Source organism: Brevundimonas sp. DW-iso22 (assembly GCF_058725425.1).
This window is the reverse complement of sequence record NZ_JBZXEB010000004.1, coordinates 85,069-107,960: the sequence shown is the minus strand read 5'-3', so window position 1 is coordinate 107,960 and position 22,892 is coordinate 85,069. Positions and strand designations below refer to the sequence as shown.

The 22,892-nt window shown below is 66.5% G+C and carries 29 protein-coding genes; 20 read left to right on the top strand and 9 right to left on the bottom strand.

Going from position 1 to position 22,892, the window contains the following annotated elements; translation table 11 throughout:
* Nucleotides 1-21: 21 nt before the first annotated feature.
* Nucleotides 22-1,203, bottom strand: a complete 1,182-nt coding sequence (locus tag AC4PRM_RS06730; protein WP_492039537.1) for a thiolase family protein — start codon at nt 1,201-1,203, stop codon at nt 22-24.
* Between the two features lie 82 nt (nt 1,204-1,285).
* Nucleotides 1,286-1,789 (bottom strand): winged helix-turn-helix transcriptional regulator, encoded by a 504-nt coding sequence (locus AC4PRM_RS06725; protein WP_492039266.1) that lies wholly within the window; start codon nt 1,787-1,789, stop codon nt 1,286-1,288.
* A 174-nt stretch (nt 1,790-1,963) separates the two neighbouring features.
* Here AC4PRM_RS06725 and AC4PRM_RS06720 point away from each other — a divergent pair, with 174 nt between their 5' ends.
* Entirely contained in the window at nt 1,964-2,800 is an 837-nt protein-coding gene (locus AC4PRM_RS06720; RefSeq protein ID WP_492039265.1) for an acyl-CoA thioesterase, read from the top strand.
* On the opposite strand, the gene AC4PRM_RS06715 is transcribed toward AC4PRM_RS06720, so the two are convergent.
* From AC4PRM_RS06715 to AC4PRM_RS06705, 3 genes are all read right to left on the bottom strand, one after another.
* Nucleotides 2,797-3,312, bottom strand: a complete 516-nt coding sequence (locus tag AC4PRM_RS06715; RefSeq protein ID WP_492039264.1) for a hypothetical protein — start codon at nt 3,310-3,312, stop codon at nt 2,797-2,799. The two genes, AC4PRM_RS06720 and AC4PRM_RS06715, sit on opposite strands and share 4 nt — an antisense overlap.
* Before the next feature lie 2 nt (nt 3,313-3,314).
* Nucleotides 3,315-4,112: an exodeoxyribonuclease III gene (gene xth, locus AC4PRM_RS06710; protein ID WP_492039263.1), complete on the bottom strand. Its 798-nt coding sequence runs from the start codon at nt 4,110-4,112 to the stop codon at nt 3,315-3,317.
* Between the two features lie 102 nt (nt 4,113-4,214).
* Complete coding sequence (locus AC4PRM_RS06705; RefSeq protein WP_492039262.1) at nt 4,215-4,931, bottom strand: hypothetical protein; 717 nt, start codon at nt 4,929-4,931, stop codon at nt 4,215-4,217.
* 391 nt (nt 4,932-5,322) lie between these two features.
* Here AC4PRM_RS06705 and AC4PRM_RS06700 point away from each other — a divergent pair, with 391 nt between their 5' ends.
* From AC4PRM_RS06700 to AC4PRM_RS06675, 6 genes are all read left to right on the top strand, one after another.
* Complete coding sequence (locus tag AC4PRM_RS06700; RefSeq protein ID WP_492039261.1) at nt 5,323-6,411, top strand: MBL fold metallo-hydrolase; 1,089 nt, start codon at nt 5,323-5,325, stop codon at nt 6,409-6,411.
* Between the two features lie 3 nt (nt 6,412-6,414).
* Entirely contained in the window at nt 6,415-7,188 is a 774-nt protein-coding gene (locus tag AC4PRM_RS06695) for an enoyl-CoA hydratase (protein ID WP_492039260.1), read from the top strand.
* Nucleotides 7,189-7,232: 44 nt separating this feature from the next.
* Nucleotides 7,233-7,721 (top strand): GNAT family N-acetyltransferase, encoded by a 489-nt coding sequence (locus tag AC4PRM_RS06690; RefSeq protein ID WP_492039259.1) that lies wholly within the window; start codon nt 7,233-7,235, stop codon nt 7,719-7,721.
* Between the two features lie 262 nt (nt 7,722-7,983).
* The gene (locus AC4PRM_RS06685) at nt 7,984-8,544 is read left to right on the top strand and encodes a DUF1285 domain-containing protein (protein ID WP_492039258.1); all 561 of its coding nucleotides are present in this window, start codon (nt 7,984-7,986) and stop codon (nt 8,542-8,544) included.
* The gene (locus tag AC4PRM_RS06680; RefSeq protein WP_492039257.1) at nt 8,541-9,197 is read left to right on the top strand and encodes a CoA pyrophosphatase; all 657 of its coding nucleotides are present in this window, start codon (nt 8,541-8,543) and stop codon (nt 9,195-9,197) included. Before AC4PRM_RS06685 ends, AC4PRM_RS06680 begins: the two co-directional genes overlap by 4 nt.
* Nucleotides 9,194-10,423, top strand: coding sequence for a CCA tRNA nucleotidyltransferase (locus AC4PRM_RS06675; protein WP_492039256.1), 1,230 nt, complete (start codon nt 9,194-9,196; stop codon nt 10,421-10,423). The genes AC4PRM_RS06680 and AC4PRM_RS06675 overlap by 4 nt, the downstream gene beginning before the upstream one ends.
* Here AC4PRM_RS06675 and AC4PRM_RS06670 read toward each other — a convergent pair.
* Complete coding sequence (locus AC4PRM_RS06670; protein ID WP_492039255.1) at nt 10,407-11,402, bottom strand: endonuclease/exonuclease/phosphatase family protein; 996 nt, start codon at nt 11,400-11,402, stop codon at nt 10,407-10,409. The two genes, AC4PRM_RS06675 and AC4PRM_RS06670, sit on opposite strands and share 17 nt — an antisense overlap.
* 35 nt (nt 11,403-11,437) lie before the next feature.
* Between AC4PRM_RS06670 and AC4PRM_RS06665 the strand changes: the two genes are divergently transcribed.
* The 3 genes from AC4PRM_RS06665 (at nt 11,438) to map (ending at nt 13,643) form a co-directional block, all read left to right on the top strand.
* Nucleotides 11,438-11,899 carry a DUF4112 domain-containing protein gene (locus tag AC4PRM_RS06665; RefSeq protein WP_492039254.1) on the top strand — a complete coding sequence of 154 codons (462 nt, stop codon included), beginning with the start codon at nt 11,438-11,440 and terminating at the stop codon, nt 11,897-11,899.
* A gap of 752 nt (nt 11,900-12,651) precedes the next feature.
* Nucleotides 12,652-12,864, top strand: coding sequence for a ParD-like family protein (locus AC4PRM_RS06660; RefSeq protein ID WP_373257750.1), 213 nt, complete (start codon nt 12,652-12,654; stop codon nt 12,862-12,864).
* Entirely contained in the window at nt 12,861-13,643 is a 783-nt protein-coding gene (gene map / locus AC4PRM_RS06655) for a type I methionyl aminopeptidase (protein WP_492039253.1), read from the top strand. The genes AC4PRM_RS06660 and map overlap by 4 nt, the downstream gene beginning before the upstream one ends.
* A 3-nt stretch (nt 13,644-13,646) precedes the next feature.
* Here map and AC4PRM_RS06650 read toward each other — a convergent pair whose 3' ends face one another.
* Nucleotides 13,647-14,021, bottom strand: coding sequence for an ammonium transporter (locus tag AC4PRM_RS06650; protein ID WP_492039252.1), 375 nt, complete (start codon nt 14,019-14,021; stop codon nt 13,647-13,649).
* Nucleotides 14,018-14,314 carry an autorepressor SdpR family transcription factor gene (locus AC4PRM_RS06645; protein WP_492039251.1) on the bottom strand — a complete coding sequence of 99 codons (297 nt, stop codon included), beginning with the start codon at nt 14,312-14,314 and terminating at the stop codon, nt 14,018-14,020. The genes AC4PRM_RS06650 and AC4PRM_RS06645 overlap by 4 nt, the downstream gene beginning before the upstream one ends.
* A 207-nt stretch (nt 14,315-14,521) precedes the next feature.
* Between AC4PRM_RS06645 and AC4PRM_RS06640 the strand changes: the two genes are divergently transcribed.
* The 9 genes from AC4PRM_RS06640 to AC4PRM_RS06600 all read left to right on the top strand — a co-directional run bounded on the left by AC4PRM_RS06640 (nt 14,522) and on the right by AC4PRM_RS06600 (nt 19,824).
* Nucleotides 14,522-15,997, top strand: coding sequence for a DUF2793 domain-containing protein (locus AC4PRM_RS06640; protein WP_492039250.1), 1,476 nt, complete (start codon nt 14,522-14,524; stop codon nt 15,995-15,997).
* Nucleotides 15,998-16,005: 8 nt separating this feature from the next.
* Nucleotides 16,006-16,173 (top strand): hypothetical protein, encoded by a 168-nt coding sequence (locus AC4PRM_RS06635; RefSeq protein ID WP_373257741.1) that lies wholly within the window; start codon nt 16,006-16,008, stop codon nt 16,171-16,173.
* Complete coding sequence (locus tag AC4PRM_RS06630) at nt 16,170-16,442, top strand: hypothetical protein (RefSeq protein WP_492039249.1); 273 nt, start codon at nt 16,170-16,172, stop codon at nt 16,440-16,442. Before AC4PRM_RS06635 ends, AC4PRM_RS06630 begins: the two co-directional genes overlap by 4 nt.
* On the top strand, nt 16,442-16,825 hold the full coding sequence (locus tag AC4PRM_RS06625) for a M15 family metallopeptidase (protein ID WP_292175223.1): 384 nt from the start codon (nt 16,442-16,444) through the stop codon (nt 16,823-16,825). Before AC4PRM_RS06630 ends, AC4PRM_RS06625 begins: the two co-directional genes overlap by 1 nt.
* Nucleotides 16,826-16,836: 11 nt before the next feature.
* The gene (locus AC4PRM_RS06620) at nt 16,837-17,247 is read left to right on the top strand and encodes a hypothetical protein (protein ID WP_492039248.1); all 411 of its coding nucleotides are present in this window, start codon (nt 16,837-16,839) and stop codon (nt 17,245-17,247) included.
* A 19-nt stretch (nt 17,248-17,266) separates the two neighbouring features.
* Complete coding sequence (locus tag AC4PRM_RS06615; RefSeq protein ID WP_492039550.1) at nt 17,267-17,416, top strand: hypothetical protein; 150 nt, start codon at nt 17,267-17,269, stop codon at nt 17,414-17,416.
* 226 nt (nt 17,417-17,642) lie between these two features.
* Nucleotides 17,643-18,473, top strand: a complete 831-nt coding sequence (locus AC4PRM_RS06610) for a flagellin (protein ID WP_373257733.1) — start codon at nt 17,643-17,645, stop codon at nt 18,471-18,473.
* Nucleotides 18,474-18,587: 114 nt separating this feature from the next.
* Nucleotides 18,588-18,878: a flagellar protein FlaG gene (locus AC4PRM_RS06605; RefSeq protein WP_492039247.1), complete on the top strand. Its 291-nt coding sequence runs from the start codon at nt 18,588-18,590 to the stop codon at nt 18,876-18,878.
* A gap of 115 nt (nt 18,879-18,993) precedes the next feature.
* The gene (locus AC4PRM_RS06600) at nt 18,994-19,824 is read left to right on the top strand and encodes a flagellin (protein ID WP_492039246.1); all 831 of its coding nucleotides are present in this window, start codon (nt 18,994-18,996) and stop codon (nt 19,822-19,824) included.
* A 9-nt stretch (nt 19,825-19,833) separates the two neighbouring features.
* Here AC4PRM_RS06600 and AC4PRM_RS06595 read toward each other — a convergent pair whose 3' ends face one another.
* Nucleotides 19,834-19,959 (bottom strand): hypothetical protein, encoded by a 126-nt coding sequence (locus AC4PRM_RS06595; RefSeq protein WP_492039245.1) that lies wholly within the window; start codon nt 19,957-19,959, stop codon nt 19,834-19,836.
* 171 nt (nt 19,960-20,130) lie between these two features.
* Between AC4PRM_RS06595 and AC4PRM_RS06590 the strand changes: the two genes are divergently transcribed.
* Complete coding sequence (locus AC4PRM_RS06590; RefSeq protein ID WP_492039244.1) at nt 20,131-22,851, top strand: transcriptional regulator; 2,721 nt, start codon at nt 20,131-20,133, stop codon at nt 22,849-22,851.
* The last annotated feature ends 41 nt before the right edge of the window (nt 22,852-22,892 follow it).

Here is a 22,892-nt window from a genome sequence, read left to right as displayed (position 1 = left end):
GCGTGACGCGCCGCGCGAGCGTCAGGCCATTTCGACGGCCAGGGCCACGGCTTCGCCGCCACCGATGCACAGCGATGCCACGCCGCGCTTGCCGCCGCGCGCCTGAAGCGCACCCAGCAGGGTGGCCAGAACGCGCGCGCCCGACGCGCCGATGGGGTGCCCGAGGGCGGTCGCGCCGCCGTTAACGTTCAGCCTGGCGTGGTCGATGCCCAGTTCCTGCATGGCGATCATGGGGACGACGGCGAAGGCCTCGTTGACCTCCCACAGATCGACATCCTCGACCGACCAGCCCGCCTTCTTCAGCGCCTTCTGGATGGCCGGGACGGGGGCGGTGGTGAACAGGCCGGGCTCGTGCGCATGGGCCGAATGGCTGATGATGCGCGCGACTATAGGCAGGCCCAGCGCCTTGGCCACGCTCTCGCGCGTCATGACCAGGGCCGCGGCACCGTCGGAGATCGAGGCAGAGGAGGCGGCGGTGATGGTGCCGTCCTTGGCAAAGGCGGGCTTCAGGCCGGGGATCTTCTCGGGCATGGCCTTGCCGGGTTGTTCGTCCTCGCTGATGGTCTGGGTACCCTTGCGGGTGGTGACGTCCACCGGGGTGATCTCGGCCTTGAAGGCTCCCGAGGCGATGGCGGCGCGGGCGCGGGTCAGACTTTCGACCGCATAGGCATCCTGGGCTTCGCGCGTGAACTGATAGGTTTTGGCCGTGTCCTCGGCGAAGGAGCCCATCGGCTTGCCTGGGGAATAGGCGTCCTCCAGCCCGTCCATCATCATGCTGTCGACGATGACGTCGTGGCCGATGCGGGCACCACCGCGGTGCTTGTTCATCAGGTAGGGCGCGCCGGTCATCGACTCCATGCCGCCGGCCACGATGACGTCGGCGCTGCCCGCCATCAGGCTGTCGGAGGCCATCATGACGGCCTGCAGGCCCGAGCCGCACATCTTGTTGACCGTGGTCGCCTCGACATGCTGGCCCAAGCCCGCGCCGAGGGCGGCCTGGCGTGCGGGGGCTTGCCCAAGACCGGCGGGCAGGACGCAGCCCATGTAGATCTGCTCGATCTTTTCAGGCGCGACACCGGCACGTTCGACGGCCGCCTTAACCGCCGCCGCCCCCAGGTCGGTCGCCTTGGTGGTGGCGAAGGCTCCCTGGAAACCGCCCATGGGCGTGCGGGCGAACGAGACGATGACGACGGGATCGGACATCAGGACAGTATCCATGGCTGGTGCGCCGCAGGGGCGATGATGGGGGCGAGATGGGCCATCGGGCCCGGGCAGGCAAGCCGGGCTAGCCTGCGTTCTCACTCGTGGGCTGACGCGGAAGCAGGTCTCCGACGGTCGGACAGTCGGCGGTGCGGGTCAGCAGAAGATCGCGCGGCTTGACGATTTCGTTGCAGTGGCCACAGGCGATGCGCGGGGTCAGGTCGTGGCCGCAGGTCTTGTGGATCATGGCAAAGCCGGCGTCGGTGTTGCCGTACACATGCTTGTTTCCCCAACCGTGCAGGGTGACCAGGACGCCGTACAGATCCTTGCCCTTGGCGGTGAGGACATATTCGTTACGGGGCGGACGCTCGGAGTAAAGCCGCGGCTCCAGCACGCCGTGCTGGACCAGCGATTTCAGCCGCGCGGCCAGTACATTGCGTGCGACGCCCAAGCGGTCCTGCCACTGTTCGAAGCGGCTGATGCCGTTGAAGGCGTCGCGGATGACCAGCAGGGTCCAGGGATCGCCGATGACCTCCAGTGTCGCGGCGATCGAACAGCTCTGGCGTGAATAATCGGCGGTGCGTCCCATACGGACGAAAGTGACCCTGCGTCAGGGGATTTGCAAGAGGGTTGTCATTCGGAACGGACGAGGTAAGTTGCTTTTGGCTATGGACATATCGCACCACCTGCGCGACGCGTCCTGATCCCCTCGACCTCCGGGCGGAAGACCTCGCGTCGACCGCCCGTTTTTTTGAAGCGACCCATGACCGAGCAGACTCTGGATCAGGCCCTGACCTTGACCGCCAACGGCGCGGGGGGTCTGACGGCCGATCTGACCACCGGTTTCTCCAACGCGCCGCAGAGTTGGCCGGGCGAGAAGGGCGCGCCGTTCGGCGGGCTGATGAGCGCCCTGGCGGTGAAGGCTCCACGTCAGGCGCTGGAGATCACCCAGCCGCTGCGGAGCGTATCGGTCCAGTTCCTGGTCGGGGCCCGGTTTGAACCGCTAACCCTGACAAGCGAGAAGCTGAGGGGTGGGCGTTCCGCGGTCTATACCTCCGTGCGGGCCGGGCAGGGGGATCGGCTGGCGATGAGCGCCCAGGTGACCTTTGGCAGTGCGGGCGACGGGCCGGAGGTGCGTGCCGCCGCCATCGTGCCGCCACCGCTGGAGGACCAACCTCTGACGCCGATGGGCGACGGGTTCGCACCGCATTTCCTGCGTCATGTGGAGCATCGGTTCGTCGGCGGCATCCAGCTGTTCGGTAAGAATACGACCGACCGGATGGGTGTGTGGATGCGGACCGTGGACGGCCAGCCTCTGGACGAGGCGCGGCTGGCCTTTCTGCTGGATGCGACCTTTCCGGTCTACTGGACCATGCTGCCCCCGCCGCCCGCCGTCTCGGCCACGGCCGACCTGCGCTATGACTTCTTTGGCCCGGTGCCCGAGGATGCGGCCCCGGACGGCTGGACCTATTTCGAGTTCGTCTCGCGCGACAGCCACGCAGGCTGGACGGTCGAAGATGCTACCGCCTGGGCCCAGGATGGGCGGCCACTGGCGGTGGGGCGGCAGTTGCGCAAGGTGTTGGCGTCGCGTGTGGGCTAGCCCTTCAGCAGGGCTTCCAGATGTGACAGCCAGCGCCGGCCCAGGCGCAGGGCCTCGCCCGGTGAGCTGGTCTGGACCGGCAGGGTCGCGTCCCACAGGGCCAGCTCGAACTCCGGGTGGCGAGGGTCGTCGAACAGCAGGCGCAGGGTGACCTGTTCAGCATCGGGTGCCAGGATGTCGAGGGACTTGCGGGTCTCGCCGCGTCGCACGCGGGCCACGACGTGCCCGTCGACGATGATCTCACCGCCCTCGATTTCGTGGAAGTCGTAGACCAGGCCCGAGCCGCCGCGATTCCACAGGACGCTGACCTGCGCCTCGTCAAAATCCAGGCCAGCGGCGCGGCCTTCTGCGGGAGAATAGGCCTCGGCCTCGGGCGATGCCGCCAGTGATTTGAACAGCGCCCGCTTCATGCGGCGCAGAGGCTCCATCCACCAGGCCAGGACGAGGGCACCGGTGGTCAGTGCCGCTGCCGCCAGCGCCACCAGAAGCACCAGGCGCAGGGCCTCGGCCATGCTCAGTCCTCCAGATCGACGACCACGGGGACGTGGTCGCTGGGCTTGTCCATGTCGCGGGCGTCACGGTGGGTCTCAATCCCCCGGAACCGGTCTGCGGCCTGGGGCGAGAGCAGGTGGAAGTCGATGCGGATGCCGTTGTCGCGCTGCCAGGCCCCGGCCTGATAGTCCCAGAAAGTAAAGGTGCCGGGCGGCTGCTGGCCCAGTTCGCCGGCTTCGGACAGTCCGAGGTGTTTCAGTGCGCGAAAGGCAGCCTTGCTCTGGGGTTGGTAGAGGGCATCGCCCAGCCAGGCGTCCGGCGTCTTGGCGTCCTGCGGCGTGGGTATGACATTGTAGTCACCGCACAGAACGAAGGCTTCTTCCTGAGCCAACAGATCGCGGGCGTGAGTGTGGAGACGGTCCAACCACGACAGCTTGTAGGCGAATTTTTCAGTGCCGACCGGATTGCCGTTGGGCAGATACAGGCCGCCGACGCGGACAGGGCGCGGGGTCTCGACCAGGGCCTCGATATACCGGGCCTGCTCGAAGTCGGACTCGACACCGGAGGTGTCGGTGCCAGGCAGGCCGCGGCGGACGTCCGAGACCGGGTGTTTCGAGAGCAGTGCGACGCCATTGTAGCTCTTCTGCCCGTGGACCTCGACGTTGTAGCCAAGCGACTCAAAGGCCTCGCGCGGGAATTTCTCATCCTGGCATTTGATTTCCTGCATGCAGACCACGTCTGGCGCGGCGGCCTCGAGCCAGGCCAGCACGGTCGGGAGCCGGGCGTTGACGGAGTTGACGTTCCAGGTGGCGATGCGCATCCGCCCTGATTACGTCGCGTCGGGGCGTTCTGTGAAGCCGGATGTGAAAACGCCCTCCGGAGCGGACTCCGGAGGGCGTGAGGAAACGGGAAGCGGGATGTACTACTCGGTCGGTGCCGCGGCCGCTGCGGTCGTGGTCAGCCGGCAGCCGCCGCCGATGTTCTGAGCTGTGGCGCAGGGGTAGACCTGCTGCGTGACACCCTCATTGTTGACGCGAGCGATGTAACCGTCACCTGCGCCGCATTTGGCTTCGTAGAACTGCCCGTTGGCATTACGTCCCATCAGCCGAACGGTCTGGACATCACAGGCAGCGGCGTCTGTCCCCGCCAGCTTGGTTCGGAAGCCGGCGGCCTGTTCTGCCGGTGTTGTGAAGTTGCAGGCCCCCTCGGAAGCCTGAACCTGAATGCATTCCTGCAGATCCCAGCCTGTGGATGTCTTTTCCAGCCAATATCCGTCCGCGTTGGCGCAGCCGACTTCGTAGATCATGGAACCGCTCATGCTCTTGCCGATCGCCAAGGCCTGATCGACGGTGCAGGTCACGCCCGCTTCGCGGGCCCAGCCGCCGATGACGGCGAGGCCATTGTCATTGGCTGGCAGGGCACATTGCTGGCCGACGTTGGCCTCCGGGTTACGAGCTCTTGCCGTTGCGGCCGTACCGGCGAGCTCCAGGCAGTCGACGGCCAAAGGGGGAGTGGAACCGACAATGATGTAGCCCGGGCCAGTCGCGCAGGCTGCCTCATAGATCTGTTGCTGCTGCTGATCCTGCCCTAGCAGAGTGGCCTGGGTGACTTCGCAGGCCAGGCCTGAGGCGGTAGCCAAAGCCTGTGCGCCAGCCGTGATCTGCTCGGCGGTGGGCGCTGCGGGCGCTGCACGTTCACGTCTTGCGCCGCGAAGGCGCGTAGCGGACGTGTCGCGTGTCCCACGCGCATTGATGGGATCGGAAGGGTTGCCCGGTGCAGCGCGCCCGCCGGCCTCTGGGAGCGAGCCGCCCCCCGGACTTTGGGCATTGGCTACCTGAGCGGCACCTAAGCTCAGTGTCAGGCCACATATGATGGCGGTGAACAGACGAGAATGAGACACGGTCAAGCTCCGAACCGATGGAAATCCATACTGTGGTCAGCGTCAGGCGGAATGGCGTCTGGGTCAAGTGCGCTGTGTCTGGCGCACGATTCGGTTTAGGCCTAGACAAGGGTCTTCAAAGGAGACGGACTTGGCGGACGGCGTCGTCGTAACGGAGCGAAAAGACGAGGCACGCGATATGCGCGGCCTGACCTATCCGTTTGCCACTTTGCCAAACCCGGGAGAGGCAACCCCGGTCGCACCCGGCGTGCTGTGGATGCGGTTGCCGATGCCGATCGCCCTGAACCACATCAATGTCTTCGCGATCGAGGATGGCGAAGGCTGGGTCGTTGTCGATACCGGTCTGGCGATCGAGGAGACGCGGGGGCTGTGGGAAGCGATCCTGAGCGGGCCGCTGGGCGGGAGGCCGGTGACGCGGGTGATCTGTACCCACATGCATCCCGATCACATCGGTCTGGCGGGATGGCTGTGCGAGCGGTTCGATGCGCCCCTTCTGATGACGCGGTTGGAGTATGTGATTGCGCGGATGCTGGTGTCGGATACGGGCAAGACGGCCCCGAAGGCAGGCGAGACCTTCTATCGCGCGGCGGGCTGGGACGAGACCCAGATCGAGACCTACCGGCGCGAGTTCGGGCGGTTCGGTATGGCGGTGTCGCCGATGCCCGCTGGCTATATGCGGATCAGCGAGGGTGACCGGATCAGCATAGGCGGTCACGACTGGCGCGTGGTGGTGGGCGAGGGGCACAGCCCGGAGCATGCCTGTCTGTGGCGCGAGAGCGACGATGTGGTGCTGGGCGGAGATCAGATCCTGCCGCGCATATCCTCCAATGTCTCGGTGTGGCCCACGGAGCCGGAGGCCGATCCGCTTGGGGACTGGCTTGTCTCGCTGGAGCGGATGAAGACGGTGCTGCCGGAGGGCGCGCTGATCCTGCCGTCGCATGGCGAGCCGTTCTATGGCGTTCACATGCGGCTGGATGCTCTGATCCGGGGGCATGAGATGTCGCTGAAGCGGCTGGAGCGATCGCTGAAAGAGCCCAAGCGGGCGGTGGACGTGTTCGGCAGCCTGTTTGCGCGCCCCATCGGCGACGGGGTTCGGGGCATGGCCACGGGCGAAGCGATCGCGCATCTGAACTATCTGGCCCGTCAGGGTCGTGCCGAGCGGACCCGGGACGCCGATGGCGTGGACTGGTGGACCGCTACCCACATCGAGGAGGCCTGAGCCATGACCGACCATATCCGTACCGACCTGAGCGGCGGCATCCTGAGCGTGACCTTCGCGCGGCCTGACAAGAAAAATGCCATCACACAGGCGATGTATTCCGCCCTGGCCGAGGCGACGCAGAGGGCGCAGAGCGACGATGCCGTGCGGGTCTTGCTGTTCCGGGCCGAGGGTGACAGCTTCTCGGCAGGCAACGATATCGCCGACTTCATCGCGATCGGATCGCAGGCGGGTGAGCCGCTGGATATGCCGGTGTTCCGGTTCCTGAAGGCGCTGGCCGATCTGGACAAGCCCGCGGTGGCGGCGGTGCGGGGGCGGGCCGTGGGGATCGGGCTGACGCTGCTGCTCCACTGCGACATGGTGGTGGTGGCCGAGGATGCGCTGCTGTCGGCACCGTTCATCAATCTGGCGCTGGCTCCGGAGGCGGCGTCCAGCCTGTTGCTGCCGCAGGTGCTGGGGCATCAGCGGGCATTCGAGATCTTTGCCCTGGGCGAGCCGGTCGACGGGCGCACAGCCGTGGCCTGGGGCCTGGCCAACCGGGCGGTGGCGAGCGACCAGGTCGAGGCGACGGCGCTGGACCTGGCTGGCAGGCTGGCCGCGCGAGCCCCCAACTCGCTGCGCAAGACCAAGCGGCTGATGCGGGATGCCGAACATCTGTGGGCCCTGATGCAGCGCGAGGGCGAAGCCTTTGGCAGCCAGATGAAGAGCCCCGAGGCGATGGAGGCCTTCATGGCCTTCAGCCAGAAGCGGGCTCCGGATTTCAGCAAGGTCGGCTGATTGGCCATTGCGCTGCGGGGCGCAGGCCTTTAGGCGCCACGCCCATGTTCGACACGCCGTCAGCCCCTGTTCGTATCGAGACCGAGACACCTGCAGACGCCGCGGCGGTCGAGGCCCTGGTTCTGGCCGCCTTCGGGCCGGGCCGGTATGCCAAGACAGCGGAGCGGCTGCGCGAGCGGGCGTCGGTGGTTGCGGGCTTTGTGGCGCGGGAGGACGGCGCTGTCATCGGCTCGGTCAGGCTGTGGGCGATCACAATCGGCGATACGCGAGCGGTCTTTCTGGGGCCGATCGCGGTCGAGGCTGGCAACCGGCGGGGAGGGCTGGGGGCCGAGCTGGTCCAGGCCTGCCTGGCCTTTGCTGGGAGCGGGGATGCGGCGGGCGTATTGCTGGTTGGAGACGTGCCCTACTTCGAACGGTTCGGGTTCCGGAAGGCCGAGGGTGTCGTCATGCCCGGCCCGGTCGATGGGCGGCGGCTGCTGTGGTGGGGCGAAGGCGATGCGGCGGGTGAAGTTAAACCGGAAAAGCCCATCTAAAACAGTGCATAATCTGCGTTTCTTAGACGAAGCGGCTTAGTCTGAATCCGCACTTTGCACTCGGAAAAACAGGGTGCAAAAGTGCAAAAGCAGTCGGTCCGTCCGAAATGTGCACTGTGAAAATTTGAGTGCACATCGTGCACAATCGGGTGGTGGTGCCTTCCCTGCGGTTTCATCAGCCTGTGCGCCAGACTGGCATGCGGATACGTCAGATACGGTCGCAGGGCTTTCGGCGCGGGGGGATCGGGCCTAGATCGGTAGGATGCCGACCTCATCCGACAATCCGACCGGACTGGCCGCCGTGGCGGCGGCAGCGAAGCAGGCACCCGGGCGGGGCATCCCGCCGGTGCATCTGTGGCACCCCGAGCATTGCGGCGACATCGACATCGTCATCCAGAGGGATGGCCTGTGGATGCACGAGGGATCGCCCATCGGGCGGCCCGAGCTGGTACGGCTGTTCTCGACCATCCTGCGCAAGGATGCGGATGGCTATGTGCTGGTCACGCCGGGAGAGAAGCTGTCGATCACGGTCGAGGATCTGCCGTTCCGGGCAGTGGCGGTGGAGATCGGGGCCGATAGTCTGACCTTCACCACCGATGTCGGCGACGAGGTCGAGGCGGGGGCGGAGCATCCCATCGTCGTCGAGACCGATCCGGTGACGGGTGAGCCCGCGCCGCGTGTGCATGTGCGGGCCGATCTGTGGGCGCGGATCGCGCGGTCTGTCTTCTACGAACTGGTCGAGGCGGCCGAGGTCGAGGACGGGCAGTGGGTCGTGCGGGCGCAGGGGCAGGCCTTTGTGCTGGGTCCCGTGAGCGCCGAATGAGTAGAGAGGCACTGAAGGCCGAATTGAAGGCGCGGTTGCTGCCGGTCGAAAGCTGGTCAATCGAGGGCGGGGCCGCGCGGTCCGATTTCGACCTGAACCCGGATGCCGTGCGCGAAGAGCGGACGCTGCGGGCGGCGGCGGTGCTGATCCCCATAATCGCGCATGACGGTGGGGCGACCGTTCTGATGACGCGGCGGTCCGACACCCTGGCCAGCCATACCGGCCAGATCGCCTTTCCGGGCGGACGGCTGGACCCCGGCGAGACGGCGGTTCAGGCGGCGCTGCGCGAGGCGTGGGAAGAGGTGGCGCTGGACCCCGGCGCGGTCGAGGTGCTGGGGCTGGGCGATGCCTATGAAACGGGGACGGGGTTTCTGGTCACGCCGGTGATCGGCTGGCTGAACCGCGCGCCGGAGACGAGGCCGTCGCCGGACGAGGTGGCCGAGGTGTTCGAGGTGCCGTGGGATTTCCTGATCGACGGGGCCAATCACCGTCGGGACTATTATGACCCGGAGACGGGTCCGAGGCGGTGGTACTGGGCCATGCCGTTCGGCGAGCGCTACATCTGGGGCGTGACGGCAGGCATCGTGCGGGCGCTGAGGGTGCGGCTGTACGGCGAGGATGTCGTCGTGGCCGATGGGGAGGATGCGGCGTGAGCGTGCGTCTGACAGGACAGGACTGGCTGAACGATCCGGCGACGCGGGCGGTGATCGCGGCGCTGGAGGCGGCGGGCGGGCCGAGCTGTGCGCGGTTCGTGGGTGGCTGCGTGCGCAATGCCCTGATGGGGCAAGTCATCGACGATGTGGATATCGCCACGACGCTGAAACCCGAGGAAACCAAGGCGGCGATCGAGGCGGCGGGGCTGAAGGCCGTGCCGACCGGCATGGCGCACGGGACGGTGACGGCGGTCTCGGGGCGCAAACCCTATGAGATCACTACCCTGAGGCAGGACGTCTCGACCGACGGGCGCAATGCGACCGTGGCCTTCACCGACGACTGGGCCGAGGATGCGGCGCGGCGCGATTTCCGGCTGAATGCGCTGTATGCCGATGCGTCCGGAGAGGTGTTCGATCCGACCGGGCATGGGGTGTCGGACGCGGCGGAGGGGCGGATCGTTTTTGTCGGTGAGGCCCGGACGCGCATCCGCGAGGACTATCTGCGCATCCTGAGATTCTTCCGCTTCTACGCCTGGTACGGGCGAGGGGAGCCGGATGACGAAGCGATGGCTGCCTGCGCGGCCCTGGCCGAGGGGATGACGCGGCTGTCGGCCGAGCGGGTGTCCAAGGAAATGCTGAAGCTGCTGGCCGCGCCGGACCCGCGCCGGGCGGTGGCGGCCATGCGCGAGGCCGGCGTGCTGGCGCAGGTGCTGCCCGAGGCGACCGATCTGGCGACGTTCGAGGCGATGGTGGAGCGGTCGCCGGACGCCGAGATGCGGCTGATGGCCCTGCTGCCGCCCGATCAGGATGTGGTGAAGGCGGTGGCGGTGCTGCTGCGGCTGTCCAATGCGGTGCGCGACCGGCTGACGGCGGCGGCGCGGGCCTGGGCGGTGGTCGATCTGGAGATGACGGATCAGGCGGCGCGGGCGGCGATCTATCGGCAGGGGCGGCCGGGGTTCAAGGATGCGGTGGTGCGGCGCTGGGCGGAAGCGGCGGATGGGGAGGGCAATGGCGAGGCGGAGGCGCGGCGGTTGCTGGCGCTGGCCGACGGTTGGACCGTGCCGCGGCTGCCTGTCGGAGGACGGGAGCTGGCGCGGCTGGGACTGGAGCCTGGGCCGGAGACGGGGCGGGTGCTGAAGGCGTTCGAGGACGGCTGGATCGCGGACGATTTCCCGACCGAGGGGCATGAGGCGCGGCTGAAGGCGCTGATCACTGCGCCAAAGTGAAGGTCGTGATGACCGGGGCGTGGTCCGAGCCGTTGGGGCGACCCAGGCGGCGACGGGTGAAGGTCAGGTCGGACGAGCGGTAGACCTGGTCGATGGTCATGCCGAAGACGGGGGGCAGGGCCGTGGGCCAGGTGCCCAGAATGCCGGGGGCCGGGTGCAGGCCGACCTCGTCGCGGACCTGACGGCCGATGCGGGCGGATGAGACGCTGTTGAAATCGCCGGCCACGATCATGGGGCCGGTGGTCGTGCGGCGAAGGTCGGCCAGGTTCTCGGTCTGGATGACCTGGCCGTGCTGGAACTCATAGGGCCAAGGGCGGGTCAGGTGGACACCGACGATGTTGATTGGCCCCAGAGGGGTCTGGGCCACGGCGGCGACATCGTGCAGCAGGTCGGGGAAGGTCGGCACCTGTGTCAGGGGAAAGCGCGAGGCGATGATGGAGCGCGACGGCCCGCGCATCTGGGCCGGAAGGGTGGCGTGGACGCGGTGCGGATAGTCGCCCAGCAGGGCCTCGATGCCGTCGGCGGTCTGGAGGCTGAGTTCGACCAGCACAATGATGTCGGGATCGGCCTGATCGATCGAGCGGCGCATGCGGTCGATGTCGGTGTTCAAATAGTGGACGTTGGCGGAATAGAGGGTCAGTTCGGGTGCGCCGGGGCGGGCCGGGGGCTGGGCCGGGAGCCACTGGGGCCAGACGGCGACCAGAAGGGTGACGGAGACGATCAGGCCGAAGGCGGTGGCACGCCACAGCCGGGCGACGGCGACGAGGGCGGTCAGCAGGACCGTGGCCGTCAGGGCCGGGGCGGTGAACTGGGCCAGGATGTCGATCCAGCGGTGGCCCGAGCCGGACAGGGCCGCCACCGCCAGGGTCAGCGGGGCGAACAGGCTGAGGCCGATCAGGACTTCGGCAATGCGCCAGGCCAGGCCGCCCCGTGCGAAAGGAGGGCGTGCGGGCAGGTCCGGTTGAACGGGTGACGTCATCGGGCGTTGGAAGCTTTGCGGCAGGAGACGAATGAATGGCCAAGCGGACCATCGGCGATATCGAGAAGATCTGGGCCAATGTCGAGGGCATCAAGAAGCTGTCGGACCGGGCGGTCGGCATCGGGCCGTTCGGCATCGGGCTGGACGGCCTGCTGACGTGGATCCCTATCGTCGGCACCGTCTACACGGTGGGGGCGGGGGGATGGCTGCTGACCCAGGCATTCCGGGCCAAGGCGTCGCCGATCACCCTGCTGAAGATGGCCGGCTATCTGGGTGTCGATACAGCGACGGGCGAGGTGCCGATCCTGGGCGACGCGGTCGACTTCTTCTTCCAGGGCCACCTGCTGGCCGCCAAGGCCCTGCAGGCCGAGATGGAACAGACCCACTGGGTCGAGGCACGCGAGGCGGACGCCAAGGCCTCAGGCGAGCATGAGCGGCATATGGAGGTGGTGGCGCGCGATCCGCAGTTGAAACGGGTGGTGTATTTGCACGATTGAGGCGGTAACTTCGCTCAAAGGCTGCACTTGACCCATAGGTATCGTCAGCCACGCCGCCCTCGGCACTAATCGAGCGACTAATTCACGATGATCCGCTCTACTAGAGCGCCTTGTCTTACCCTTGATGCAACTAACTCGACAGCTGTGACCGCGAGAATCAAGCCAGCTGCGATGAAGCCCTGATCAACGGACATTCCTGAGCGAAACGACGAATACACCCCTGCAAAGCCAGCCGCTGTGCAACCGACACTTCCGAGGCCATAGATGTAGTTCATAGCTACATGCCGCGTGCCTGATCTCGCCAAATCCCTTCGGACCTTATCGTTCTTCGCCTTGTCGTCGTCGCTGGCATCAATTCCGCCAATTAGCCAGAAACCAGTGTCAGTGTGGTTCCAGTGCATATAAGCGCCCAAGACCAAGATTATTGCCGCTGCGAAGAGAGGGGCCCCGGGGGCCACGACCGAGGGAGTGTCGGCGAACACTAAAGCGGCAGCAGGTAACGCACCAACCGCTCCGTGAACTGCGCCTATTCGGACGCCTTCCAATGCCTTGAAGTCTGTTCCGTTCATTGTGGCACTCGATACGGAAAATCAGAGCGACGCAAGCAACCTCACAGAGTTCTTGACCTCGGTAAGTTAACCAAGCGGCGTAGGCTCCTCGGCCAAGCGCACTTTTCTTGGTGCCCCCTGATTGCCACGCTAAGTATATTTCCATATGTAACGCATACGAACCGTATATACCAGGACCACCCCATGGGCATCGTCAACATCGAGGATGAGCTGCACGAGCAGCTGCGGCGGGCCAGTCGGGTGTCGTGCCGGTCGATCAATGGGCAGGCGGCGTTCTGGATCCGGATCGGCATGCTGTGCGAGATGAATCCCGGTGTGAGCTATCAGGATCTGGTGGCGCGCGAGCTGAAGGCGGCGGGGGTGGATGCACCTGTGGCGGAGCCGGTCGCGGCGTGACCAAGACGCCGGCGGAAGTGGAGCTGATGGCCGAGGCCGGGCGGTTGCTGGCGCAGGTGTTCACCCATCTGGACAGCCTGACGCTGGCGGGGATGAGCACGCTGGAGATCAACGACCGGGTCGAGGCCTTCATCGTAGTTGAGCTGAAGGCGCGGCCGGCCAGCAAGGGCCAGTATGACTATGGCTTCGTGCTGAACAGCTCGATCAATGCCGTGGTCTGTCATGGCGTGCCCTCGGCGGACGAGGTGCTGAGGGACGGGGACATCGTCAACCTGGACATCACGCTGGAGAAGGACGGCTTCATCGCCGATTCCAGCAAGACCTATCTGATCGGGGCGGTGTCGCCGGCGGCCAAGCGGCTGGTGCAGACGACATATGAGGCGATGTGGCGGGGCATACTGGCGGTAAAGCCCGGCGCGCGTCTGGGCGACATCGGCCATGCGATCGAGCGGCATGCGCGGCGGGCGGGCTATTCCATCGTGCGCGAATACTGTGGCCACGGCATCGGGCGCGAGATGCATGAGGCCCCGCAGGTGCTGCATTTCGGCAAGCCGGGGACAGGGCTGGTGCTGAAGGAAGGCATGACCTTCACCATCGAGCCGATGCTGAACCAGGGCCGGCGCATGGTCGAGACGCTGGACGACGGCTGGACCGTGGTCACCGCCGACGGGAAGCTGTCGGCCCAGTTCGAGCATACGGTGGCGGTGACCAGGGACGGCGTGCGGGTGCTGACCCTGCGGCCCGACGAGGTGCGGGGCGGGATGCGCCGGGCGGCCTGATGATCAGGCGCTTCGTGCCTTGTCCCGCAGCGACAGGCAGTAGCCGAAGGTGATAGCCATGCCCAAAATGATGGCACCGCACCCGCCGATCAGCGCCACGTTCAAGGGCGCGAAGGCCCACAGTCCGGCATAGATCAGGCCACTGATCGCCAGCGACCAGCCGCCGACGCGGGTCGCCTGATGGGCGCGGGCGTTGGGCACCATTCTCTTGGGCATCCGGTTTCCGAACGAAGCGACCATCAGCCCCGTCGCGCCCAGCACGATGCGTGTCGTCGTATCATGGTCGATGTAGCCCTGGTGTCGCGCGAACGACGCGATGAGGGCCAGGACCAGTATGCCGCCGCCCCAGGCCAGGTCGGTGATTACATCCTTTTTCATCTTGCAGTCTCCTTGCCGGGCTGAGGCGCGTCCTCGCCCAGGCCGAATGAGTGGACGAAGCCCAGCAGCGCCTCTTCGAGGACCGAGAGCTTCAGGTGATAGATGACGGATTTTCCGGACTTTTCGGCGTGAACGAGATCGGCCTCCTTCAGCACCGCGAAGTGCGCCGACATGGTCGGTCTGGAGACGTCGAACCGGTCACTGAGATCGCCCGCGCTCATCGGCCCTTGCCGCAGCAGTTGCAGCACGCGGCGGCGGGTCGGATCGGAGAGGGCTCGGAAAACCTGGGACATGATAAGACAATTAGCTAAACGTCTAAATGAGTCAAGCGCGCGTTTCGCGGGCAGCGTCCAAGTGCTGAGAGTTCGGCGATTGTCCGCATGATCAGATCTTCCAAGTCTTTGATTTATATTCCGGATTGGGCGCGAGCAGCGTCATGAGACCGCCATAGGAAGCGGCTGGCGCAGACTGATCTCCGACATTCCCCCGGAGATAATCGCATGAGCGCCGACCGAACCGCCCGACTGGAGCTGCCGTATCTGGCGGCCGGGCAGATGCAGAAACACGTGACCCTGAACGAGGCGCTGACGCGGCTGGATGCCCTGGTGCAGACGCTGATCGTCAGCCGCACGATGACGGTTCAGCCTGCGTCGCCGGAGGAGGGGGCGCTGTATGTGCTGCCCGCCGGGCGGACGGGGGCGGACTGGGCGGCGCGGGCGGTGGGGACGGTGGTCCGGGCCGACATGGGCGGCTGGGTCGAGGTGCCGGTGCAAAACGGGCTGATCGCTCTAGTGCAGGACGCCGGCGAGCTGATCGTGCGGTCGGGCGGCGACTGGGTGGCGCTGGGGTCGCGTCTGCGGGCCTTGCAGGGACTGAGCCGACTGGGGCTGAACACGACGGCGGATGCGACCAATCCCTTTGCGGCGCGGGTGAACAAGGCGCTGTGGACCGCGCTGGAGAGCGGGGCGGGCGGTGACGGCGATCTGAGGCTGACGTTCAACAAGGAGGCGGCGGGCGATGTGCTGTCGCTGCTGTTCCAGAGCGGGTTTTCCGGCCGGGCCGAGCTGGGGCTGATCGGGGGCGACGACCTGACGCTGAAGGTCAGCGCGGACGGGACGACCTGGCATGAGGCGCTGAGTGTGGACCGGGCGACGGGTCAGGTCAGCCTGCCCAGAGGCGTGGGTCGGCGCGAGGTGACGGTGTTCAACGCCAGCGGCCCCTATGCCGTGCCGAGCTGGGCCAGAAGCGTCGAGGCCATCGTGGTGGCCGGGGGCGGTGGCGGCGGGGCCGGGGCGTTTGGTGCCTCTGGCGCGCGCTTCGGCGGCGGAGGCGGGGGTGGAGGCGGCGTCAGCCTTGCCAGCTGGTCGGCGGCGCGGGTTGCGGCGGGGCTGGACGTCGTGGTCGGCGGCGGAGGCGCGGGTGGTGTGGCCGGACCCGGCGGGGGTGGTAGCGGCAGCATCGTCTACCGTGGCTCGCAGGCCCTTCTGAAGGCCATCGGGGGCGGTGGCGGGGGACTAGGTACGAGCGCCAGTGGTCCTGCTGGATCGGCCGGGCTGGGGGCCACCAGCACCAATCCGGGCGGGGCGTCCAGCGTCAGTGCAACGGCCGGTGCGGGCGGCAGCTTTGGGCGGACCGATGCGCCGGGCGGCGGCGGCGCGGGCGGCGGGCTGGACGCCGGCGGTATCGCGAGAGCGGGTGGCGCGGGCGGTGATGGCGGTCTTTGCACCGCGACCTGTCCCGGGGGCGCGGGTGGGATCGGAGCGGTGGGCACGGCAGGCAGCGGCCCGAGCGATATCCTGCTGCAATGGGCAGGCGGCGGCGGAGGCGGCGGTGGTGCGGCGACCAGCGGCACGGGCTGGGCCGGCGCAGCAGGTGGTCCCGGTGGCGGCGGTGGCGGCGGCGGGGCCGGGGTCAGCGTAGGCGGACAGGGCGGTGCGGGCGGCAGCGGCATCGTCTGGCTGATCGCCGTCGGATGAGCCGCATCATGACCCGCAGGCGCATGCGCGAAGACACCGACCTGCTGGATGTCGAGGCCTGGGACACGCCCCGTCGGCTGAGTGACGAAGACCTGCACATCCATGACCTGAACGGTCGCGACGGCCCAGGCTGGCGCAGCGCCGTCGGCCTGTTCGATCCGGAGGATGGACGATGAGCGACCTGACGAAGACGTCTCCACCGACCCTGGCCGAGGGGCAATGGCTGTGGCGCAGGCTGTATGTCTATGTCGGCACGGCCGTGTGCTGGCTGCTGCTGGATCGTCTCATCGCCGTGGTGCCGCCCGATGCCGCGCCCAGATTGGCGGAAGGGCTGATGGCGCTGCTGGCGCTGACACTGGTGCTGTATCTGGTCGCGCCGACGGCCCAGCAACTGATCGTGGGTCTGAGAAGCCTGCCGCCGCGTCTGAACGATGGGGGCCGGTGATGGGGTTCGGTCTGTCGAAGCGGTCGCTGGTGCGGCTGGAGGGGGTACATCCACGGCTGGTGGCCCTGGTGCGCGAGGCGATCGCCCTGTCGCCGGTCGATTTCATGGTGACGGAGGGGCTGAGGACGCCGGAACGTCAGGCGGCGCTGATCCGGGCGGGGGCCAGCCGGACCAAGCGGTCGCGGCACCTGACAGGGCATGCGGTCGATGTCGCGGCCCTGGTGGACGGTCAGGTCCGCTGGGACTGGCCGCTGTATCCACGCATCGCCGCGGCCTTCAAGGCGGCGGCAGTGCGCCAGGGTACGCCCATCGTCTGGGGCGGAGACTGGCCGAGCCTGCGCGACGGGCCGCATTTCGAGCTGGACCGCAAGGTGTTCCCATGAGGATGCCGGGGGTGTTGCGTGCTCTGACGCCCTGGGGATGGGGCCTGATGGTCCTGGTGGTCGTCGTACTGGCTGTCGGTATCGGGCGAGGGCTGGGCCTGCGCTGGGATCCCTTTGACGTGGCCGGACGGCGGCTTGAGGCGGTGGAGACACGGGCCGAGACGCTGGACCGCGACCTGTCCGCCCGTCGGCTGGAGGTCGAGGGCGCGCAGGCGCAGGCGCGTCGGACGACACGCCATCATCAGACATTGAATGTGGTCGCCGCAACGACGGCTCGCACACTGGGAAGGACGGAACAGGCCCATGATGCTGAAATCCTGCTCGAGGCTGATCGTGCCGATCGGCTGCGCGATCATGACCGCGAACTGTGCCGCCTCTCGCCCGCCGTCTGTGATACCGCCACGACTGACCCTGCCGGATGAGGCCGTGCAACCTTGTCAGTTGGCTGTGTTGCCGGATCGGCCGACGCGGGCAGACCTGGATGCTGCCTATGTAAGGCGAGGGGCGCAACTGGTGGCCTGCGAGGCGTCACGAGCCCTGGCGGTCGAGACGCTGATGGCTGAACGGGCGCTTCAGGATCGCTGGCGGTAGGGGCCAAGCGGCACAATGTGCAGGGTGACTCGGCAAAACCTGCCGACACCCGGCACATTCTGCCGGGTCGCGGACGTGGTAAACAAGAAGTACCGTAATGAAATCAGCGCCGACCGGTTTGGCACGATCGATAACCCGATGGTCCCGTCCTTGCTGAAGAGGTTTCGAACAAAATGTTCCCGGCAGCCAAAATGGCGTCGGACACCTTGAAACAAGGAATATCGTCATGGCGCTCAACAGCGTGAACACGAACGTCGGTGCAATGGTCGCTCTGCAGAACCTGCAGAAAACCAACGCTGAACTGGCAACCACTCAAAACCGCATCAACACCGGCAAGTCCATCAACTCTGCCAAGGACAACGGTGCCATCTGGGCGATCGCCCAGAGCCAGCGCTCCGAGTCCGCCTCGCTGAACGCTGTGAAGTCTTCGCTGCAACGCGGTCAGTCGACCGTCGATGTGGCGCTGTCGGCCGGTGAAAGCATTTCGGACCTGCTGACGCAGATGAAGACCCTGGCCCTGTCCGCTTCGGACACCAGCCTGGGCACATCGGCTCGCGCTTCGCTGAACGAAGACTTCATCAACCTGCGCGATCAGATCACGACCGTTGTGGCAAACGCCAGCTTCGACGGCACGAACCTGATCAACGCAGGAACCGCAGGCTTCAAGGCTCTGGCCAATGCCAAGGGCTCGTCGACCATCAACGTTGCTCAACAGAACCTGTCGCTGGGTGGCACGATCGTGACCGTCGCAGCCGCCGGCGTTCTGGATACGGCGGCCAATGCGACGACCATGATCGCCACGGTCGACGCTTCGATCAAGAACGTCTCGACGGCTCTGTCCAAGCTGGGCACGGGCTCCAAGGCGTTTGAAAACCACCTGACCTTCGTCGGCAAGCTCCAGGACTCGCTGGACGCCGGTGTGGGCAATCTGGTGGACGCCGATCTGGCCAAGGAAAGCGCACGACTGCAGTCGCTGCAAACCAAGCAACAGCTGGGTGTGCAGGCTCTGTCGATCGCCAACTCCTCGACCTCGATCCTGCTGGGCCTGTTCCGCTAAGAACAAGCCACCTGGAAGGGCGGGGCTCCGGCTCCGCCCGACCACCCTATTCAGTAATCCCGACAACCAGTTCCTTTGAAGGAAGCCGTCGACGAAAGGTCGGCGGAGGGAGACATGAGCAACAATGCCGCCATAGCCGCTGTGACCACCGCCGCCGTCATGCCCGTCTCGGGAGGATCGGCAACCAGCGGTAACTTCAACGGCTCCAAGTCCGCCGAGAATGCCGAAAAGGCCTCGCGCTATCGCCTGGTGATCGAGGAAGGTCCCCAGGCCGGATCGTTCATCTACAAGACAATGGACCGGGTGACCGGCGAGGTTGTCCGCCAGTTCCCCCGCGAACAGGTCGTCCGGATGATGCAATCCGACCACTATGGTGCGGGCGCGGTGATCGACACCACGGCCTGAGATCAGCGCACATCTCTATCTCGCCACGCAGGAGCGATCCGCGTGGTTATCGTGCGTTAACCATGTGTCCATCCTTGCGCCATAGCTTGATCCAAACATCTAAGGGTCGAGTCGGATGACGAATAGCGTCCATACCAATGCCTCCGCTGCCATCGCGCTGCAGAATCTGACGCGCACCAACGACCGGCTGGGCGAGGTTCAGGGCCGGATTTCCACGGGGCTGAAGGTCCAGGGAGCCAAGGACAATGCGGCCATCTGGGCCATCGCCCAGCAACAGCGAGCCGATGTGGGTGCGCTGAGCGCCGTAAAATCCAGCCTGGATCGCGCGACCTCTCTGGCGGATGTCGGATTGTCGGCCGGCGAATCGATCTCCGACCTGCTGAACCAGCTCAAGGAAAAGGTGGTCCTGGCGAAGGACGATTCGCTGAAGACCCAGTCGCGCAAACTTCTGGACGACGACTTCAAGGCGTTGCTGCGCGCCATTTCTTCGGCCGTCGAGAATGCGACCTTCGACGGCGGCAATCTGCTGAATGGCTCGTTGACCAATGGCGTGAAGTTCCTGGCCAATGCCGAGGCGACGTCGTTCGTGACGCTGTCGGGGGCAAACCTGACCCTGGGCGGCACCATTATCGAGCTGTCGCTTTCGGACAGCCTGGCGACGCTGACCGGCGCGACCAACGCCCTGACCAAGCTGGACGATTCCATCGCTCAGCTGAACTCGGCCCTGGGTTCGATGGGGGCTCAGGCCAAGCAAATCTCTGCGCACCGCACCTTCGTCGGCAAGCTGGTGGACACGCTTGAGGCGGGGATCGGCAATCTGGTCGATGCCGACCTGGCCAAGGAAAGTGCGCGGCTTCAGGCCCTTCAGGTTCAGCAGCAACTGGGCGCGCAATCCCTGTCGATCGCCAACCAGGCCCCGCAGATCATTCTGTCGCTGTTCCAGTAGGCGACAGCGTCAGTTCAGGCGGCGAGGGGCGGCGTGGCTGATGTGGATGGCGGCGCGGCGCACGCGGGCTGGCTGCGCGATTGAAAGGCCGTACAGGGACAGCAGCGAAAGCAGCGGTTCGAAGAGCTTACTCAAGACGCAAATCTCCTTCGGCAGACCGGTTCAGGGCACAAGAAGGCACGGCATCGAAAACCCTTGTTAGCTGAGTCGGGCTGTGTGTCGCCAGAGGGCTGGTATGCGATTCCTGTGGGTCGTTAAGTCCATGTTACCCCCAAGGTTCCAGACTGGCCGACGGAGACGCGGTCTGTGATTAACAACAGCTATCTGCTGGGCCTGTTCGGGGGCACGTCGGCTACGACGTTTTCGCCCATATCGACGGCTGCGCCGAATGCGGCAGCGAACAGGCAGCCCACTCCGCCCTGGTCCACGACGGTGGAGGCCCCAAAGGCCAGCGATCTCGTACGGGCGGCACTGGGCGGTCGCAAGCTGATCAACGAGGATGCAGCCCAACTGGACGTCCGGTCGGCGTCGGCGGACTACAAGAAGCTGTTCGCCCTGTATCAGGGTCTGGATACACTGAACGCCCTGACCAATCGCGCCGCGACCAAGGGGGTGAGTAGCCTGGAACTGAGCCAGCTGGACAAGCGGTTCGCTTCTGGTCTGAGCGAGATAGGATCCTGGCTCACCTCGGCAGACTTCGACGGCATACGTCTGGCGCAAGGGACGGCCGGAGCGACCAGCAAGACGACGGCGGCGGTGTCGCGCGACAGTGCCGTGTCCGTGACTGGCCCGATCCACGAGGGTTCGCCAGATGCGCTGAGCCCTGCTTTCGCGGGCGATGTGAAGTTCAATATCGGGATCAAGCGTTCGAACAGCGACGCCACCGTGTCCATCGATCTGGCCGAGATGGGGGCAACCCCACGCACGCTGACGGCGGTGCTGAACCACATCAACGGCAAGCTGCAGGCCGCCGGCTTTGAGACCCGTGTCGGGCGCGAACTGGTCCCCGTGGCCCCCAAGACGGTGACGGTGGGCGGCAAGCCGGTCACCCTGCCACCCGGACCCGATCAGTTTGCGCTGGTCGTGCGGGGAAGTGTTGGCGAGACTGTCAGCTTCTCCGCAGGCGAGCGGGCGGACGCCGTCTACGTCGTGCAGGCCAGCGGGACGACGGGCGGCCAGCAGGTGCTGAAGTTCCAGACCGACACGGGCGGGACTGCGCCGGATGCCGTGGCGCGTCCGGGTGAAACCTATTGGGTACCGGGCAGGGCAGGACAGACGGCCTTGCCAGCGGGCGTAGAGACCGTCCGGGCCAGCGCCACAGGCCCGGACGGGTCGCTGTGGCTGGTCGCAGATCTGGAAGCCGGGCCGGGCAACCAGCCGATCAAGGGCCAGAAGGATGTGGCCCTGATGAAGATCGATTCGGCCGGGCGCGTCGTCTCGACCCAGACGCTGGGTGCGGCTTCGACGGCCAGCGGCTATGCGATCGCGGTCGATGCGGACGGCAGGGTCGCGGTGGCAGGCTCGGTGACGGGGGCACTGGAGCCGGGCAAGAGCGGCGATGTGGCAGGCGTGGCCGACAGCTTCGTCACGATGTTCGACGCCGAGGGCAAGGAGATCTGGACCCAGCGACGCGGGGCGCGGGCGGCCGATGAGGCGACGGCCGTCAGCTTCGGTGCCGATGGGATGGTCTATGTGGCCGGGCGCGCCCAGAGCGCCATGACCGGCGGCGTCGCCCAAGGCGGTTGGGACGGCTATGTCCAGGCCTTCAGCGAGACCCAGGCACACATCTATGCGCCCGTCGTGGCAACCAGCGCGGGCGTGCAGCAGTTCGGCACCAGCGGGACCGACGGCGTGGACGCCATCGCGGTGGACGGGGCCAACCTGTATTCCGCCGGTGTCGAGAACGGCAAGATGATCGTGCGACACTTCAGCCTGGATGCCGGCGGCAAGCCGACGCTGGTGTCGTCGCGCGATCTGGGCTCGGCCAGTGGCGAGATCGCAGGCATTTCGGTGTCCAATGGCCAGGTGATCCTGACCGGCACGACGCGCAATGCGGCCCTGGACATCGGCATGGTCAATACGGCCCATCACGGCGGCACGGACGCCTTCGTTGCAGTGTTGCAGGGCGATCTGGCAGCGTCGGGGCAGGACCGGCTGACCTATGTGGGCACCGCCGGAAACGACACGGCGGCGGATGTGAAGGTCGTCGACGGCAAGGTCTGGGTGACGGGCGTGGCCGACAGGCCCGAGGGGGCCAAGGAGACCGATCCGACCAAGGCCTATCTGGCCCGCATCGATGCCCAGACCGGGGCCGAAGAGTGGCGCAGGGACTGGGAGGGCAATGGGGCCCAGGCCGCCCCCCTGACCCTGGCTGTCGCCAAGGACGGAGCCAGCATTCTGGATCGGCTGGGCCTGCCGCAGGGCGAGATCGACCAGAGTGGCTCCAAGACGCTGACCGATGCGACTTCCCTGAGGGTCGGGGATCGCTTCTATGTCTCCGGTGCCGATGGCGGGCGGCAGGTGGCAGTGACCATTGATGCCCGCGACACCCTGCAATCCCTCGCGCGCAAGATCGAGCAGGCGTCCAATCGCAAGCTGAAGGTCACGCTCACGACCGAAACCGCCAAGGCCCAGGCGGGGGATACGCCATCGGCCCTGTTCGCCGGTTTGCAGCGGCTGACGATCACGGCGCGTGATGGGTCGACCGGGGCGATGTTGACGGCCGGGGAAACAGGCCGCGACGCGCTGGCTGGCCTGGGCCTGTCACAAGGCTATATCGGCGCGACGACAGGCGAAGACATCATTCGCACCTTCGGGCTGAATCTGACGGGCGGCATGAACCTGGGCAGTCCAGAAGCGATCAAGGCGTCGGGTGAGAAGCTTCAGGCGGCGATGAAGGCGGTGCGCGACGCTTACAGGGCGCTGGACCCCACGACGACGACGGCCAAGCCGGTCGGGCAGGCGCCGGCCTATCTGACGGCGCAACTGGCCAACTATCAGGCGGCACTCGCCAGATTGACCGGATAAACGGGATAGTCTGCGAACAGCGTTGACGCATCGGGGTCGGG

Bases quoted from the DNA above. Each gene is read 5' to 3' on its own strand.
- AC4PRM_RS06730 (WP_492039537.1), bottom strand. From the start codon at position 1,203: ATGTCCGATCCCGTCGTCATCGTCTCGTTCGCCCGCACGCCCATGGGC.
- AC4PRM_RS06725 (WP_492039266.1), bottom strand. From the start codon at position 1,789: ATGGGACGCACCGCCGATTATTCACGCCAGAGCTGTTCGATCGCCGCG.
- AC4PRM_RS06720 (WP_492039265.1), top strand. From the start codon at position 1,964: ATGACCGAGCAGACTCTGGATCAGGCCCTGACCTTGACCGCCAACGGC.
- AC4PRM_RS06715 (WP_492039264.1), bottom strand. From the start codon at position 3,312: ATGGCCGAGGCCCTGCGCCTGGTGCTTCTGGTGGCGCTGGCGGCAGCG.
- xth (WP_492039263.1), bottom strand. From the start codon at position 4,112: ATGCGCATCGCCACCTGGAACGTCAACTCCGTCAACGCCCGGCTCCCG.
- AC4PRM_RS06695 (WP_492039260.1), top strand. From the start codon at position 6,415: ATGACCGACCATATCCGTACCGACCTGAGCGGCGGCATCCTGAGCGTG.
- AC4PRM_RS06690 (WP_492039259.1), top strand. From the start codon at position 7,233: ATGTTCGACACGCCGTCAGCCCCTGTTCGTATCGAGACCGAGACACCT.
- AC4PRM_RS06685 (WP_492039258.1), top strand. From the start codon at position 7,984: ATGCCGACCTCATCCGACAATCCGACCGGACTGGCCGCCGTGGCGGCG.
- AC4PRM_RS06680 (WP_492039257.1), top strand. From the start codon at position 8,541: ATGAGTAGAGAGGCACTGAAGGCCGAATTGAAGGCGCGGTTGCTGCCG.
- AC4PRM_RS06670 (WP_492039255.1), bottom strand. From the start codon at position 11,402: ATGACGTCACCCGTTCAACCGGACCTGCCCGCACGCCCTCCTTTCGCA.
- AC4PRM_RS06665 (WP_492039254.1), top strand. From the start codon at position 11,438: ATGGCCAAGCGGACCATCGGCGATATCGAGAAGATCTGGGCCAATGTC.
- AC4PRM_RS06660 (WP_373257750.1), top strand. From the start codon at position 12,652: ATGGGCATCGTCAACATCGAGGATGAGCTGCACGAGCAGCTGCGGCGG.
- AC4PRM_RS06650 (WP_492039252.1), bottom strand. From the start codon at position 14,021: ATGAAAAAGGATGTAATCACCGACCTGGCCTGGGGCGGCGGCATACTG.
- AC4PRM_RS06645 (WP_492039251.1), bottom strand. From the start codon at position 14,314: ATGTCCCAGGTTTTCCGAGCCCTCTCCGATCCGACCCGCCGCCGCGTG.
- AC4PRM_RS06640 (WP_492039250.1), top strand. From the start codon at position 14,522: ATGAGCGCCGACCGAACCGCCCGACTGGAGCTGCCGTATCTGGCGGCC.
- AC4PRM_RS06635 (WP_373257741.1), top strand. From the start codon at position 16,006: ATGACCCGCAGGCGCATGCGCGAAGACACCGACCTGCTGGATGTCGAG.
- AC4PRM_RS06630 (WP_492039249.1), top strand. From the start codon at position 16,170: ATGAGCGACCTGACGAAGACGTCTCCACCGACCCTGGCCGAGGGGCAA.
- AC4PRM_RS06625 (WP_292175223.1), top strand. From the start codon at position 16,442: ATGGGGTTCGGTCTGTCGAAGCGGTCGCTGGTGCGGCTGGAGGGGGTA.
- AC4PRM_RS06610 (WP_373257733.1), top strand. From the start codon at position 17,643: ATGGCGCTCAACAGCGTGAACACGAACGTCGGTGCAATGGTCGCTCTG.
- AC4PRM_RS06605 (WP_492039247.1), top strand. From the start codon at position 18,588: ATGAGCAACAATGCCGCCATAGCCGCTGTGACCACCGCCGCCGTCATG.
- AC4PRM_RS06600 (WP_492039246.1), top strand. From the start codon at position 18,994: ATGACGAATAGCGTCCATACCAATGCCTCCGCTGCCATCGCGCTGCAG.